We start from the raw sequence: 16,808 nt of genomic DNA on the forward strand, positions 1-16,808 counted from the left end.
CATTCTTCGGGGAAATATCAGAATACACGAAAAGTATACCAGCAGATGTACAGGATATATTCTGATGAAAATATTCTGCCGATAAAACCGGAAAAAATAATTGTTGAAGATTCAAATTCAGGATATGATTTTTTTCATTCGGTAAGTGAAGATCAGAATCTGGAGTGCGAAAGTGCACATGGGAAGACAAAAATTTTTGACTTGCTTCAAAAAGCGGATGACAGGCAGATATGTGTAATTGCAGATGGAGCTGCTATTGGAGCAGAAATGAACCGGTTATATAAACAATGCCAGGCAAAAAAGAATATTCATCTGTATTTGCCGGAATCTTTTGAATGGATTATTTTGAATTCAGGGTTACTCAAAGAAAATGTGATTCGTGAAATCCTACAGGCTCCGGAAGAATATATTGAGAGCAGTGAATTCTTTAGTTGGGAGAGGTACTTTACTAAATTATTGATTGAACAAACCGAAGGGGCGTATCTGAAATACAAAAAGTCCAGATTGAATAAGGTTTATCTCCATGAAAAGAATAAGGATACTATCTTAAAGAGTATAAAGGGAATAAAACTTACGAGATAATACTAGATATTCGGAAAGAACAATATTAGATATCAAGGATGATAGATTATGAAACGATATGGATTAATGCTTAGTTGTGAAGAATATAAAGAATATGATGATATTTGTTATTGCCACAGCGATGCGCTTCTGTTACAAGAGACACTCGTAAATTATTGTGACTATGGTTATTCAAACCTGGAATTGATCCCAGCATATATTGATGATGACACTACCCCTGAACAAATATATAAAAAGTTATCATTACTTATAGATAATGCGGATTCTGATGATACCGTTATGTTTTATTTTGCAGGACATGGTATGAAAATTGAATCAGAAGGTTTTTTAATATTACCCAATACTAAGAAAAGTGATATTGCTAAAACAGCGATTGAGCTGAAAAAACTAAATGAAATTATGTTAAATAAAAAATGTAATTGTTTTATAATTTTAGATGCATGTCATTCTGGCCTTTCGCCTCGAGGAGAACAAATTAGTTTGTTTGTTGAAACCCTATCTGATAAAAGCTGTGTAACTTTAGCTTCTTGTTCTGAAAATGAATGTAGCTATCCTGATGAAAACTTGGAACAAGGGGTCTTTACCTATTATCTTGCTGAGGCTATAAAAGGTAGTCCATTGGAACAAACAATACTTTTGGACAAATTAAAAGTTCAAATATGCGAGAATTTGGAGGAATGGTGTTCTCAAAATTACAAAAAGCAAACACCTACTTTAGTTGGAACAATAGTTGGAAATACGTCTATTGCAACTAGAAATTCCAAACCTTATGAATATGCAATTATTTCGTATGAAAAAAAGGAGGTTACTACAGTGGAAAACACACATTTAGAAATTACTCCATCGAATAATTCAGATATAGTTTCTCCGGCTCTTTGGCAAAGTAATTCAGGCATAGAACTTCCTAAAGTTGCGACTTTAGATGTTATATTGAATTATAATTATCAATTGAAAACGCGGGAATTATCTGCAATTTCCCAAAATTATAATGCCGGTTTCTTTGAAATGGCATCTGAATCTATTTGGAATCGATCTATTGCTATTTTACGAAATAGAGTTTTGGCATTAGGTCTTCAGTTTGTCAGTGAAATGGTAGGAATTGACAATCTTGACTATATTCAGAACCTACCTGCTTTTGAAGTAATAAACCTAGCAATGGAGTTAGGATTTATAAATGCTACAGGAAAAATGCGATTAACACATGCTAATGAAATAGTTCAGCATTATTTGGAGCGTGATGTTATGGAAGAAATGCCCCAAAACGAAAGTGATTCTGTTATCAGACCTTGTATACAATATATTTTAGGATATGAAGATTCAAATATTCAAATTGAGTATACGGATTTTAGAACAAGTTTAAAAGTTGAGGATTTTTCTGGCAATCCTACAAAGCTTGAATCTCTTAATGCTAGTCCATATTTTTATAAAAAAACAACAATACGAACTTTGGTTAATTTGCTTTCATCAACGGAAGGCGCTGAATTTGAAACAGTAGAGTCAAATTTCATTTTAATAATTAAAACAATTTGGAAAGACCTTACATCAGATGATAAATATTTTTTAGGATTAACATTCAGTAAACATAAAAATGATGGAAATACTAAACTTATTTCAGCATTTACAAAAGCCTTAATGTCTGTTCGTGGTTTTGATTATGTTCCAGAAAACTTACGTTCTTTGACCTTTATTGAAGCCGCTAAAAATCTTAAAAGTATACATTATGCTATGAATAATTTTTATAATGAACCTAGTGCCGTTAAAGAATTAAATAGAATGGGAACGAAAATTCCAAAACCAGCAATTAAAGAATGTATTAGTGCTACATTAATGGTTCTTTTAGGAAATGCTTATGGAAGATCCTTTGAGGCTATTGAGCCTGCAGAGGATATATTACAAAAACTTTCTCAAAGCGATTGGATCTATTATATCGAGCAATGTTTACCTCACGATGAAGAAGTTCTTCAAAAAATTTCTTCTGGAGGTGCGCGTGTAGAGCGTTGGTGTAATATCGTCAAAGAATTTGATCTTAAATCCTTTGAGTATCAAAATTCTAAAATACAAGAGTTTATTAAGTTTTCAGCTAATTTGGATAAAAACAATGCCAAATCTTGTGCTAATTCATTTTATAAAAAATTAATTAATTTGAATTAACTTGTATATTTAATATATAAGATACCAGACCCCATGTATAAAATAAGTATATGTGAAGGATATGCAAAATAATAGGAGGTTCTGTTTATAATGACAGATGAAAAAATCAAAAATTCCAATGAACTGGAATTTGCTGTATTTTGTATTGAAAATGTTGCAGCAAAGCTGGGGTGGATGCAGAACGTGTCTATCAGGCATTTACAGAAAAGAGCGATATTCTGAATGGCTATATTGTGCTAGAATATGAAGTGCTGCATACTCAGAGCAGGGAATATATTGTAGACGATCTTCTTGATGTGATGAAAGAAAAGGAAGTGGAAGTATGAACGCAAATCCAATTTTGCTTCAGAAAAAGTATAGTCGTGTCATTGAATGTTTTGCAATGGGCTGTCGCATGTTGGTGCAACAGCCCATTTGATGATACTAATATTTGTTTGATATCAGCATTTCTCTGCAATATCATAAATCAGGCGTTCTGTATCTTCCCATCCGAGGCATGGGTCTGTAATAGAGCAGCCCGGAGTCATGTGGTCGCTGATGTCCTGGCGGCCTTCGAGGAGGTAGCTTTCGATCATAACACCTTTAACCAGTTTCTTGAGATCCGGGTTGTAGTTGCGGCTGTGAAGTACTTCTGTAACGATACGGATCTGTTCTTTGTACTGTTTGTTGGAGTTAGAATGGTTGGCATCTACAACAACAGCAGGGTTCTTGAGATCTTTTTTTGCATATAATGAAGCCAGATGCATCAGATCTTCATAATGATAGTTCGGGATTGTCTGTCCATACTGGTTTACACCGCCGCGGAGAATAGTATGTGCCAGGTCATTTCCGGATGTTTCTACATCGCACCCTCTGTAAATGAAGTGGTGCGGATGCTGTGCAGCAGTTACAGAGTTCAACATAACGGAAAGGTCACCGCAGGTTGGGTTCTTCATACCAACTGGAATATCCATACCGCTGGCAGTAAGACGATGCTGCTGATTCTCTACAGAACGTGCACCTACCGCTTCATAGGAAAGAATATCATCCAGGTAGCTGCGGTTCTCAGGGTAGAGCATTTCATCAGCAGAAGAAAGTCCTGTTTCCTGCATAACTCTCATATGCATCTTACGGATCGCAATAATTCCGGCAAGAAGGTCAGGAGCTTTATCAGGGTCTGGCTGGTGAAGCATTCCCTTGTAGCCGTCACCGGTAGTACGCGGTTTATTGGTATAAACTCTCGGGATGATCATCAGTTTATCTGATACTTTATCTGCCACTTCTTTCAGTCTGCGCACATATTCGCAGACAGTATCTTCGTTATCAGCAGAACAAGGTCCTACAAGGACAATAAATTTATCTGATTCACCGGTGAAGATACGACGGATTTCTTCATCACGCTGTTTCTTAATTTCTTTCAGCTCCTGGCTGAGTGGGTACTGAGATTTCAGGATCTCCGGTAAAGGGAGTTCGTGATTAATGATAATTGACATGATCGGTTTCCTCCATATAAATATCATGTGGACTTTTTTTCAGATGATAGAGAACTGTTAAGTAATATCCCAATGATCTGAAAAGTCGTCCAGATATTTTTCGTTCTTATCAAGTATAACATGATGTTAGTTTAAAATCCAGTACTTTAACACTTTAAACTGACAAAATTGACCGAAATAATTTTGCACGATTTGGTAAAAAGGTATAAAATAGATTGTAAAAGTGGAAATATGACAGGAAATTATATTTTGAAAATGGTGCTGGAAGTATAAGAGATTATTTTGCTCCATATTTTCAGCAGAAAATAAAAATCGCTGAAATCTGGTAAAAATATCAGATTCAGCGATTCTATCTATTTGTCTGCCGGGAATGAGATATGGCATTGTCTGCGGATTTCATCCATCAGTTCTATTGCGTCCAGAGAACGCTGTGTATGCAACTGATTTTGTTCCTGACCGTGTACCATACGAATGAAATGTTCTAGTTCATATTTCATGTTGTTTTCCTTATTTCTGAAATAAACGACTTCTTCTGTTCCATCATTATAAATAATTTTTACATTTTCCAGGCAGTTGATCTCATGGATCAGCATGATTCCTTTTTCGCCCTGAATTTCACTTGGGACTTTTGAATTGGTGATTTTTGAATACTCTACTTCTGCGATCATATCCGGATATTTTGCAAGAATAGTTCCTGCGCCGTCAATGTCACCGCGGATCATGTCTGAAAATCCAACAACCTGTTGAGGTTTTCCGAACAGGCAGAGCAGACCGTGAACGCAATAGGTTCCAATGTCCATTAATGCTCCGGCAGAACAGTCCCGGCGGAAGATATTGTGGTCCTGTCCCTGAAGAAAACTGTCATAACGGCTGGAATATTGACAATAATTAATAGTTGCTCTGCGGATCACGCCTAATTTATTCATATTTGCTTTTACAGCATCCATTCCCGGATCAAATACAGAACGCATGGCTTCCAGTAAAATCACATGATTTTCTGAAGCGGTTCGGAACATTTCTTCTGCCTCCTTCTGATTCGATGCAATAGTCTTTTCACAAAGTATATGCTTGCCTGCTTTCATCATCTGGATTGCCTGTGAGCAGTGAAATGCGTTCGGACTTGCGATGTATACAGCATCAATGGTACTGTCTTCTGCCAGCGATGTTAAATTATCATAGAATTTTGTTACACCATAAGAGTTTCCAAATTCTTCAGCGTTTTTGATATTTCTTGAATATACTGCCTCCAGTTTAAATTCTGGTACATTGCTGGCAGCACTGAGAAAATTTCTGGTAATCTTACTGGTTCCTATAGTGGCAAATCTTATTTCTAACATGTTTTCCATACCTCCTGAATAGATCTTCTTGTGTGTAAAAAATCTCTAATTTCATTTTCTGACTATCTGATATTTTATGCAAGCATTTTATATACTTTCTTTGGAATATTCTGTGTTAACAGTACTGATTCGTGATTGCCGGGGCGTCATTCCATAAAGATTTTTAAAAAGCTGGTTAAAAATGTTCTGATTAGTGAAGCCGCTTTCATTCATTACCTCAGAAACAGGTAGATCGGTAGTTGTGAGAAGCCGCCCGGCATGAGAAATTATGCTTTTGCCATAGGAAATCCTTTCTTTATATTTTGGTTCTTTTTTATGTATTGCTGTAATATGTAAACAGTTTAGATATTGTCGAACAGATGAAATGTCAATATCGTTGTAAAACAGGATAATTATAGCACTGGTTTTATATTGAAAATAAGGCTAAAATACAGGATGTAACAAGGAAAACAAAGAAACAATAAAAATAATAGGAGGAAAGAATGGTGGTTACAGATCTGACAAAGGAGCATCCGAACAAAACGCTATGGCGTTTTTTGCTGCCAATGATGCTCAGTGTGATGTTTCAACAGATTTATAATATTGCAGACAGCATGATTGCAGGGAAATTTGCGGGGGAAGATGCTCTGGCAGCGGTTGGAGCGTCTTATCCGATCACTGTGATCTTTATGGCATTTGCAGTGGGAATGAATCTGGGAACTTCGGTGATTGTGTCCAGATTGTTTGGGGCAGGTGACAGAAAAGGGGTAAGAAGGGCAGTTACTACTGCATTTGTAGCATCTGGAGCACTTGGAATTGCTTTGACACTATTTGGGTGCATGGCATGCAGGAGTATGATGTTGTGGATCCGGACACCGGAGGATATTCTGGCAGATGGAGAGCTGTACCTGAAAATTTATGTGTTTGGATTGTTGTTTTTGATGCTTTATAATGTCTGCACAGGTATCTGTACGGCACTTGGAGACTCTAAGACTCCATTGTATTTCCTGCTTGGTTCTTCTGCCGGAAATATTTTTCTGGATTTTTTGTTTGTGGCAATATTTCGTTGGGGAGTCAGTGGTGTGGCATGGGCGACATTTATTGCACAGGGGATTTCTGCAATCCTGGTTCTGATCACGGTGCTTCACAGACTCAGTGCCATGACTGCGGAAAAGCAGCCGCTATTTGATGGAAAATTATGTAAGCAGATTCTGGCGATCGCAGTGCCGAGTATTTTGCAGCAGAGTGTGCTCAGCGTGGGAAATCTGGTGGTGCAGGCGATCATTAATCAGTATGGTTCGGCGGTTGTGGCAGGATATTCAGGAGCAATTAAGCTGAATACGTTTGTTATTAATATTTTTATGACACTTGGTTCCTGTCTGTCCAGTTATACTGCACAGAACCTGGGTGCAGGGAAGCCGGAGAGGATTCCCATGGGATTTAAAACTGGTTTAAAATTGGCAGAACTGACAGCTTTGCCGTTTGTGATTCTGTACTTTGGATTTAGCCGTCAGATGATGAGCCTGTTTCTTAATGCAGAGAGCACAGGAGCATTGGATGCAGGTGTGGCATTTCTGCAGATCGTGTCGCCATGGTATCTGATGATCGTGGTCAAGCTTATGACGGACGGGATTATCCGTGGATATGGTGCAATGCTTTACTTCGTATTGGCAACTATCCCTGATTTGATTTTAAGAATTATTTTTGCACTTATTTTCTCACAGAAATTTGCAAGTACAGGAATCTGGATGGCATGGCCGTTTGGATGGCTTGCGGCTACGGGACTGACGATTTTCTTTTACAGGAAAGTGCTGCAGAAGATGTTGGGTAAATCAATTAAGCGGAGGGATATTTAGAAAATGAGTTTATACGCAATCGGTGATTTTCATCTGTCATTTACGGTTCATAAACCAATGGATGTGTTTGATAAGAGATGGAAGAATCACGTAGTAAAGATTGAGAAATACTGGAAGAAGAAAGTAACAGAGAACGACATGGTGGTGATCACAGGTGATCATTCCTGGGGACGGAATCTGGAGGAGTGCCAGGCGGATTTAGACTTTATTATGGCATTGCCGGGAAGAAAGATTCTGCTTCGTGGGAATCACGATATGTTCTGGGATGCAAAGAAGACTGAGAAGCTGAATGAGATGTTCAGAGGAAAGCTGGAGTTTCTGCAGAATAATTTTTATATATATGAGGACTATGCGCTGGTAGGAACAAAAGGCTATTGCTATGAAGGAAAAGACAGCTACGAACACTTCCTGAAGATCAGAGACCGTGAACTGGAACGTCTGCGTTGTTCTTTTGAAGCAGCGAAGGCAGCAGGATATGAGAAATTTATTATGTTTCTTCATTATCCGCCAACAAGCATCGGTGAAATGGAAAGCCCATTCACATTGATGGCGCAGGAGTATGGCGCGGAGAAAGTAATTTATTCACATTGCCATGGAGAAAAACGATATGATGACAGTTTCAAAGGTTATGTGGAGGGAATCGAGTACAAGCTGGTATCGGGGGACTATCTGAATTTCAAGCCGGAGCTGGTTTTACGATAATGTTGAATCGTACTTTTCGTAAAAATGGATTTATGTTGTCAGAGACAAAGAACAAATTCATATTATCTGGAAAAAATTCCTGGGAAGTATTATACTTTTCAGGGATGATTTTATTATGTAACAGCAATTTTCTGTGCCATAATAAAGTTATTCAAAATGGAAGTCTTTATTGTAAATTGTGAAATGAAATATTTTTGAAAAATAGATTTCCGGGGAGAGAAAAATGAAGATATATTACAGAGAGAAATCTGGTGGAATTGAGATTCTGCGATGTTTGGGAATTGAGAGCAGGGTTGAGATTCCGGAGATGATAGATGAGAAAATGGTGATCAGTGCTGCGCCGTATGCGTTCTCCAGTCATATGGATGAGACGGAAGAGCTTAAGGATGCCAGTGTCTGGGAGATGGAAGATGGATTTGGATTTGGCAGGGAAGAGCGTGTTCTGGCAGGAAATGAAGTTGAGGAGATTGTTTTCCCGGACAGTCTGCGGGAGATTGGACGGTATATTTTTTATGGATGCGGGAATCTGAAGAAGCTGGAATTCTCTGACAGTCTCATGCAGATTGGATGTGGGGCATTCACTGGATGTCATGCATTGGAGAAGTTGACCGTGCATATGAAACAGGGAAAGAAGTCTGGTGTTAAAGAAATGCTTGGGGAGATGTGGCAGAGGATTGATGTGACATTTCTTTATGAGGATAAAAATGAGCAGACTGTACCAGAACGACGCCTGGCAGGAGATATGTTTGAGACAGGAAAGGTGCATAGAAAAGACAGCAAATGTGAGGCGAGACTCGTATTTCCAGAGCACTATGACGAGGCAGTTGAGAACACTCCGGCGCGTATTCTGTATACGGAATATCATGGTTCGGGAAGTAATTACAGGCAGTGTTTCTATAACAAAGAACTGAATTATCAGGAGTATGACAAGCTGTTTGAAATGGCAGTAGTAATGGATAAGCTGGAAGTTCTGGTGAATATGTCATTCGGCAGACTGGAATTTCCGTATGAACTGACCGAGAAAGCCAGAGAAGAATATCAGGGATATATCAAGAAGAATCTGAGAGAGATTGCTGTTTATCTGGTGAAGCAGGAAGACATACACAGATTGGAAGTCATATCAGTACAGAAACTCTGGACTTTGGAAGGAATCGATGCTGCCCTTGACTGTGCATCTCAGAGAAAAGAGACAGAAGTTTCCGCATTTCTGATGAATGAGAGAGCAAATCTGGTGGATAAGTCAGTTGGTGATGAGCGGGTGAGTGTGGATAAAATAAAGAATCATCAGGAAATGAACATGCCAGTTCTGGAAAAAACTGTTCACGCATCTCCAGCAGAAAAGCCACTGAGTATGAGAAAGAAGAGATTTGAATTGTAAGTATCGGGAGAATAAATTTCTATTATAAACCTTCAAATGAAGAGAGAAATCTTACCGAATTAGATAAGTTGTGAAGCAGATAGGGAGTACTTGATTGAGAGTGAATAATACTTGGACAAATATAGAGGAAAATAACTATGCAGCCAGAAAATAGAACACAGGAAATGGCAGAAACTGCAGAGCGTCTGCAGGTAATTGGCAGCAGTATTCTGCGGGCAGCACGGGATGAACTGTATCTGGGAATGCGCTTCCTGGATGTGGCGTTGAGCAGTTTTTCCTATCAGATGGACGGCTCAATTCATGGATTTGGAACAGACGGAAGAGTGATGTATTTCCAGCCGCAGATGCTTGGCGGATTGTATAAAGAGAACAGAATTCTGGTAAATCGAGGATATCTTCATATGGTATTTCACTGCATTTTCAGACATTTTGCGTGGCGTGGTGCAGGTAGAAATATTGGTGCTGGTTACAGTGCAGGAGAGAATAATGCTGACAGTGAAAAAACAATTGAGGAGCGCCTGCGGGATTTAAGCTGCGATATCGCAGTGGAGCATATCATAGACGGAATGAACTACCGAAGTATCCGCTTCTCCCGCAGCCTCCTGCGCAGGGAAACCTACCGTCTGCTTGAAAAAGAAGGAAAAACCCTGAATGCCCAGCGAGTATATAAGATTCTGTCCGGATGGAATTTAAGCGAGAAAGATTTCGTAAATCTGGAACAGGAATTCCGTACAGACGACCACAAATACTGGGAGAGCAAGAAACCAGATCAGAAGCCGAACCCCATGCTCAGCCGTAAATGGGGTGAGATCAACGATGGAATCGAGACAGACCTGGAGACGTTTTCTCAGGAGGCAGGAGAACACGACGGGGATTTCCTGGAACAGATTAAAACTGAGAACAGAAGTAAATATGACTACAGAGAATTCCTGCGAAAGTTTGCAGTTTTTCATGAAGAAATGGCAGTAGATAATGACAGTTTTGATTATAATTTTTATACTTATGGATTGCGGTTGTATGGCAATATGCCGCTGATTGAACCATTGGAATCCAAAGAAGTGAAGAAAGTAGAAGAATTCGTGATCGTCATTGACACTTCCATGTCCTGTTCCGGGGAACTGGTGCGGAAATTTCTGGAGGAAACCTACGGCGTACTCAGTGAGAATGAGAGTTTTTTTATAAAAATAAATGTGCATATCATCCAGTGTGACGAGAAAGTCCACACGGACAAGAAAATTACTTCTCAGGAAGAAATGAAGGATTATATGGAACATCTGGAATTATACGGTGATGGTGGAACAGATTTCAGACCTGCGTTTGAGTGGGTGGATAGATTGCTGGAACAGCATGAATTTCACAACCTGAAAGGGCTGATTTATTTCACAGATGGTTTCGGGATCTATCCGCAGAAAATGCCTCCATATAAGACGGCATTTGTGTTTATGCAGGATAATTACCGGGACGTAGATGTGCCAGTTTGGGCAATGAAGTTGATTTTAGATGAAGATGATTTAACCGAATCAGGTAAGTAGAGAATGGCGTTTTGAATATCTGATCATGAAAGAGCAGATATATCAGAAATGCAGAAAAGAACAGATTAAAAAAATAACTTTCAGTAACAGGAAAGGATTTACATTATGGATATAAAACGAGCAAAACAGGAGATAAAAGATTCAATAGAAGCATATCTCGCGAAGGATGAATTTGGACATTATCTGATTCCTGCGATCCGTCAGAGACCAATCCTTCTGATGGGCGCACCCGGCATCGGCAAGACCCAGATCATGGAACAGATCGCCAGAGAATGCAAAGTAGGTCTGGTGTCCTACACCATCACTCATCACACCCGCCAGAGCGCAGTGGGACTGCCGTTTATCAAAGAGAAAACCTTTGGAAACGAAACATTTTCTGTCACAGAATACACCATGAGTGAGATTATTGCATCTGTCTATGAGAAGATGGAGAAGACAGGTCTGAAAGAAGGAATTCTTTTCATTGACGAGATTAACTGTGTCTCAGAAACCCTGGCACCGATGATGTTGCAGTTCCTTCAGGGAAAAACCTTCGGTAACCAGAAAGTTCCGGAAGGCTGGGTGATCGTAACTGCCGGAAATCCGCCGGAATACAACAAATCTGTCCGCGAATTCGATGTAGTAACTCTCGACAGAATTAAGAGAATCGATGTACAGCCGGACTTTGAAGTGTGGAAAGAATATGCCTACGAACAGGGAATCCATCCTGCAGTCATCTCTTATCTGGAACTTCGCAGAAAGAATTTCTACAGAATGGAGAACACAGTGGACGGCCGTATTTTTGCCACTGCCAGAGGCTGGGAAGACCTTTCCAGATTGATTCAGGTGTATGAAACACTGGGCAAGGAAGTGGACAGAGAGGTTGTATATCAATACATCCAGCACCCGATGATCGCGAAGGATTTTGCCGCATATCTGGCACTGTACAACAAATATAAAACAGACTACGCAGTAGAAGATCTGCTTCAGGGAAAATGGACACAGCTTACCACTCAGAAGATCAGAAACGCATCTCTGGACGAGCATTTAAGTCTGGTAGGACTTCTGAATGGAAAATTAAGCCAGTTATTTACAGAATGCTATCTGATGGATTCTTATGTAACAAAACTGTATGAATATATGGTATATTATAGAGACAACCTGGCAGATATTTCTCTGAAAGCAATCTGCCAGAAAGCAGAAAATGATCTGGCATCTGCCAGAAAATCAGAACTTCTGGCTGCAAATGAGGAGAAAACATCTCTCCGGGTCAATGCTTTTCTGGAGAAAATCTGGCTGGAACTGGAAGGACTGACACAGAGCGAACAGGACATTTACGAGAAAGTAAAACAGGCTTTTTCAGCAGAAGCAGACGCTCTGGAAGAACAGACAGAAGCTGCCGCACAGACACTGCAGAGTGTTTTTGACTTCATGGAGGCTGCTTTTGGAGACAGCCAGGAAATGGTAGCATTTATCACGGAACTGAACGCAAACTTTTACAGTATCTGGTTCATCCGGGAAAACGGTTCTGATCAGTATTATCGTCATAATAAGGGATTGTTATTTGATGACAGACAGAAGCTGATCCTGGGACAGATGGAGGAACTGGAAGACACGATGAAACGGGGGATTACGAATGTCTGAATTAAGATTTGAGACAAAGAAGATCAGAGTGGCTGATCTGGGAAAAGAGAGCTGCGTGCCGGATCTCCTTGGAGAATTGACCGTGCAGAACAACCTGGAATTTCACCTGGACGAAACCGATGAGATCTATGAGGGATACGGAAGAGTAAAAAATGCCTATCCATACCGCCAGAGAAACACTTATACAAGAGAGCTTAAGGAGCAGGAAGTGCAGACTGCAGTTCTGGAAAACCGCTATTTAAAGGCAGTATTTCTCCCTGGATTCGGTGGCAGACTGTGGGAACTCTGGGACAAATATGCGGGCAGGAATCTACTGTATACCAATGATGTTCTGCAGTTCAGTAATCTGGCAGTGCGTAACGCCTGGTTCAGCGGCGGTGTAGAATGGAATATGGGAATCATCGGACATAATCCATTTACCACAGAATCTCTTTATACTGCCCGGACTACCAATGAGAACGGAGAGCCGGTTCTGCGTATGTATGAATATGAGAGGATCCGTAAAGTAACTTATCAGATGGACTTCTGGCTGGAAAAAGACAGCAGTTTTTTGAACTGCAGAATGCGTGTTGTGAACGAGGGAAAAGAAGTCGTTCCGATGTACTGGTGGAGCAACATAGCAGTTCCGGAATATGAAAAGGGAAGAGTGATCGTACCGGCAGTTCAGGCGTTTACATCCAGAGGAAATCAGGTTACAAAAGTAGATATTCCTGTAGTGGAAGGAATCGATGTATCCGACTACAAAACTATAAAAAAATCTGTAGATTACTTCTTCGATATTCCGGATGGATGCCCGAAATACATTGCCAATGTAGATGAAACCGGCTGGGGACTTCTGCAGATTTCCACAGACCGCCTTCGCAGCCGTAACCTTTTTTCCTGGGGAAATCAGGACGCCTCCAATCGCTGGCAGGAGTATCTGACAGATAAGGCAGGACGTTATGTAGAGATTCAGGCAGGCCTTGGAAAAACTCAGTATGGCTGCATTCCCATGGCACCCCATACAGCCTGGGAGTGGATGGAACAGTATGGTTCTGTTGATATTTCCGAGGGAGTACTTGAGAAAGAATATAAAGAGCGTACAGCACTGGTAACGGAAAGAATCCTTGAGTCCGGGTTACATGAGAAGCTGAAAGAGAAACTGGAAACTTCTAAAGAAATGTCACGAAAAGAAGCACAGCTTGTATACAAAGGCAGCGTATATGGTGGGCTTGTCACCCATGGAGAAGGAACAAAACATCTGAAATTCATGGAAGAAAATACAGATGAATCACAGAGCGAAATTCCGAAGGAAGCAGAGTCTCTGAAAAACTGGAAACGCTTTTTTGAAACAGGAATTTTACATTGTCCACAACCGCTGGAAACACCGAATGAATTTCTGATCGATGAGACAAATGTGGATTTTCTGGAAACTCATATAGAAGAAAATGCACAGAACTGGTACGCGTATTACCAGCTTGGACTGGGATATTACTGCAGGGAAAATTATGAGAAGGCAGAGAAAGCTTTCAGAGATTCTCTGAAATTACGGGAAAGTGCATGGGCATTTCATGGCTTAAGCTGTGTGAAACTGATGCAGAATGACAAAGATCAGGCAGGCACATATATTCTTCAGGGAATGGCGTTTAAACGTAAAGAACTGTCCTATCTGAAGGAGGGATTCCGGATCCTGCTGCTGTCCGGGAAATATGAAGAACTGAGCCGTTTCTACCGGAAACTTGATAAGGAAGAACAGGAAGATGGCAGACTGAAACTGGGATATATTCAGGCTCTTCATGGTTTGAAACAGGACAAAAAAGCCCTTGATCTGCTGGAAAGTAAAGGTGGTCTGATACCCGATGATATCCGCGTGGGCGAAGATTACCTGGGAGAGATCTGGCAGGAACTGTATGAAAGTGTATACAAAAAAAAGGGAAAACTTCCGCATAAATTTAATTTTCGTGCGAATTAGCATTGGATTTTCAGATAAATCGTGGTATGCTGATTATCAGAGTAAAAAGTACAGTTCTGTTATAACAGCTGGAAATGAGGAGGAATAAAAATGGAACTTGAAGCATTAAGAAAAGACATGGTTGCAGCTATGAAAGCCAAAGATAAAGTAACAAAGGAAGCAGTATCTTCCCTGATCTCAGCAGTTAAGAAAGTAGCTATTGATGAAGGATGCCGCGATGATATTAAGAGTGATCTGGTAGACAGAGTGATCTTGAAAGAGCTGAAATCTGTAAAAGAACAGCTGGATACCTGCCCGGAGAGCCGTGAGGATCTGAAAGCTGAATATCAGGCAAGATATGATGTAATTGCCAAATATGCTCCGAAGCAGATGGATGCGGCAGAGATCAAAGTGTATCTGGAGGAGAAATTTGCAGATGTTCTTGCAACAAAGAATAAAGGCCAGATCATGAAAGCTGTTATGGCAGATCTGAAAGGCAAGGCAGACGGAAAAGTGATCAACCAGGTAGTTGCAGAAATCTGTAAATAATCCGTATCTGACCACAGTTGGAGATCATAGTGAAAAATACCGCAGTATCATGTGAAAGCAGGGATGCTGCGTTTTTTTTATTTTACTGAAGAGAGGTGAGAGGTTTGGAATTTCAGCATGAACTGATCATTCCGGATGAAGGATTTCCTTTTAAGGTGTTTTTGTTTGAAGGGGGAAATGGAAATTATGTGCGGGAAAAGCACTGGCATACTTCCATCGAAATTTTTGCGGTTCTGGCCGGAAGCCTGGATTTTTTTGTAAATAAAGAAGAATACCCGCTGAAGGCAGGAGAACAGATCATTATCAATTCCAATGAGATCCATTCGATCCATGCACCGGAGAAGAACCAGACAGTGGTTCTGCAGATCCCGCTGAAACAGTTTGAGAACTATTTTACAGCGCAGAGATTCATTCGTTTCCGGGGGCAGGAGGAGACAACAGATAAGAAATTGACGTCTTTGATCAAGAAACTTTATAAGACATATGTGGACAGGGAAACTGGATATGAGTTTAAAACAATGTCTATTTTCTATGAGATCATGTATATTCTGATCCGGGATTATCGTGTGACAGAGGCGAAGGAGAAGGAGATACGCCACAGCCGCCGCCTGGATGTTTTGTCAAAAATTACCACATATATGCGTGAACATTACAAAGAAGATCTGAAACTTTCTGAGCTTGCAGCTACATTTGGGTATTCTGATGCATATTTGTCGCGAATGTTCCAAAAATATGCAAAAATCAACTATAAAACTTATCTGCAGGATATTCGTATGGCATATGCGTATAGAGATTTGCTGAATACGGACCATACTATTAGTCAGATTGCACTGGATAACGGATTCTGCAGCAGCAGGGGATTTTCCGGGGAATTTCAGAAAAGATACGGAATCCTGCCAAGTGAGATGCGCAGGCAGGAAAATCAAAAAGGTCAAAAAAATGCCATAGAATAGTCAAGAAAACTGGCGAAAAGAGAAGTGCCTGTCTGCTATACTCAAACCACAATAAAGATAACGTGACACCCCCGAAAGGGGAAAAGGAGGTTTTACAGGTGAAGATTCAGAATGTAGCAGATGCTTCCTTCCGTAAATACGGAAAAGTTCTGGAAGGGTATGATTTCAGTGCACTTCTTAAAGAGATGAAACACACACCGGTTCCGGATGATGTGGTTTATGTTCCTTCTGTAGAAGAACTGGAAGCTCTGGATGTAGCCAAAGAATTACAGAACAAAGGATTCGGAGGAATCCCGGTAGAGATTGGATACTGCAACGGACATAATAAGAAGTTAAATGCAGTAGAATATCACCGCAGCTCAGAGATCAATGTAGCAGTAACAGATCTGGTACTGCTGATCGGAAGCCAGCAGGATATCACAGATGAACTTACATATGACACTTCCAAGATTGAAGCATTCCTTGTACCGGCAGGAACAGGCATTGAGGTATATGCAACCACACTTCATTATGCACCATGCAATGTACAGGACGGCGGTTTCCAGTGTGTAGTAGTACTTCCGGCAGGAACCAATACAGATCTCACATTTGAAACAGCAAAGACTGGCGAGGACAGCCTTCTGACAGCGAAGAACAAATGGCTCATCGCACATGAAGATGCAGCGATTGAAGGTGCAGTAAACGGACTTCGCGGTGAGAATATTACCATCGACTGAGTCTTTCAGAATCTGCGTAAGCAGAGTGCCGGAATATAGTAAATGATT

15 protein-coding genes are annotated in these 16,808 nt (G+C 40.3%); 12 read left to right on the forward strand and 3 right to left on the reverse strand.

What is annotated here, in order from left to right:
- The first annotated feature begins 45 nt into the window (after positions 1-45).
- The 3 genes from R8695_RS01865 (at position 46) to R8695_RS01875 (ending at position 3,059) form a co-directional block, all read left to right on the forward strand.
- Positions 46-582 (forward strand): hypothetical protein, encoded by a 537-nt coding sequence (locus tag R8695_RS01865; RefSeq protein WP_308418833.1) that lies wholly within the window; start codon positions 46-48, stop codon positions 580-582.
- A 48-nt stretch (positions 583-630) separates the two neighbouring features.
- Entirely contained in the window at positions 631-2,733 is a 2,103-nt protein-coding gene (locus R8695_RS01870; protein ID WP_154780446.1) for a caspase family protein, read from the forward strand.
- Positions 2,734-2,903: 170 nt separating this feature from the next.
- Entirely contained in the window at positions 2,904-3,059 is a 156-nt protein-coding gene (locus tag R8695_RS01875; protein WP_330585164.1) for a DUF3791 domain-containing protein, read from the forward strand.
- Between the two features lie 114 nt (positions 3,060-3,173).
- Here R8695_RS01875 and R8695_RS01880 read toward each other — a convergent pair whose 3' ends face one another.
- The 3 genes from R8695_RS01880 to R8695_RS17825 form a co-directional block, all read right to left on the reverse strand.
- Positions 3,174-4,205, reverse strand: a complete 1,032-nt coding sequence (locus tag R8695_RS01880; protein WP_154780445.1) for a 3-deoxy-7-phosphoheptulonate synthase — start codon at positions 4,203-4,205, stop codon at positions 3,174-3,176.
- Positions 4,206-4,558: 353 nt separating this feature from the next.
- A complete protein-coding gene (locus tag R8695_RS01885; protein WP_154780444.1) occupies positions 4,559-5,542 on the reverse strand; it encodes a Gfo/Idh/MocA family protein in 984 nt (327 codons plus the stop codon).
- 87 nt (positions 5,543-5,629) lie between these two features.
- Positions 5,630-5,938 (reverse strand): helix-turn-helix domain-containing protein, encoded by a 309-nt coding sequence (locus R8695_RS17825; RefSeq protein ID WP_167829766.1) that lies wholly within the window; start codon positions 5,936-5,938, stop codon positions 5,630-5,632.
- Positions 5,939-6,027: 89 nt separating this feature from the next.
- On the opposite strand from R8695_RS17825, the gene R8695_RS01890 reads away from it, so the two are divergent.
- From R8695_RS01890 to R8695_RS01930, 9 genes are all read left to right on the forward strand, one after another.
- Positions 6,028-7,377, forward strand: a complete 1,350-nt coding sequence (locus tag R8695_RS01890) for an MATE family efflux transporter (protein WP_167829765.1) — start codon at positions 6,028-6,030, stop codon at positions 7,375-7,377.
- Positions 7,378-7,380: 3 nt separating this feature from the next.
- Entirely contained in the window at positions 7,381-8,079 is a 699-nt protein-coding gene (locus R8695_RS01895; protein ID WP_118511987.1) for a metallophosphoesterase, read from the forward strand.
- Positions 8,080-8,302: 223 nt separating this feature from the next.
- A complete protein-coding gene (locus R8695_RS01900) occupies positions 8,303-9,457 on the forward strand; it encodes a leucine-rich repeat domain-containing protein (protein ID WP_154780442.1) in 1,155 nt (384 codons plus the stop codon).
- Between the two features lie 137 nt (positions 9,458-9,594).
- Entirely contained in the window at positions 9,595-10,989 is a 1,395-nt protein-coding gene (locus tag R8695_RS01905; RefSeq protein WP_154780441.1) for a vWA domain-containing protein, read from the forward strand.
- Positions 10,990-11,094: 105 nt separating this feature from the next.
- On the forward strand, positions 11,095-12,612 hold the full coding sequence (locus tag R8695_RS01910) for an ATP-binding protein (protein WP_154780440.1): 1,518 nt from the start codon (positions 11,095-11,097) through the stop codon (positions 12,610-12,612).
- Positions 12,605-14,563, forward strand: a complete 1,959-nt coding sequence (locus R8695_RS01915; protein ID WP_154780439.1) for a DUF5107 domain-containing protein — start codon at positions 12,605-12,607, stop codon at positions 14,561-14,563. Before R8695_RS01910 ends, R8695_RS01915 begins: the two co-directional genes overlap by 8 nt.
- Positions 14,564-14,653: 90 nt before the next feature.
- On the forward strand, positions 14,654-15,091 hold the full coding sequence (locus R8695_RS01920) for a GatB/YqeY domain-containing protein (protein WP_118511977.1): 438 nt from the start codon (positions 14,654-14,656) through the stop codon (positions 15,089-15,091).
- Positions 15,092-15,195: 104 nt separating this feature from the next.
- A complete protein-coding gene (locus R8695_RS01925) occupies positions 15,196-16,044 on the forward strand; it encodes an AraC family transcriptional regulator (RefSeq protein WP_118511975.1) in 849 nt (282 codons plus the stop codon).
- Between the two features lie 98 nt (positions 16,045-16,142).
- On the forward strand, positions 16,143-16,760 hold the full coding sequence (locus tag R8695_RS01930; protein WP_118511973.1) for a DUF4867 family protein: 618 nt from the start codon (positions 16,143-16,145) through the stop codon (positions 16,758-16,760).
- Positions 16,761-16,808 lie beyond the last annotated feature (48 nt).

Origin of the sequence: Blautia luti, from assembly GCF_033096465.1 — a bacterium.
Taxonomy (GTDB): Bacteria; Bacillota; Clostridia; order Lachnospirales; family Lachnospiraceae; genus Blautia_A; species Blautia_A luti.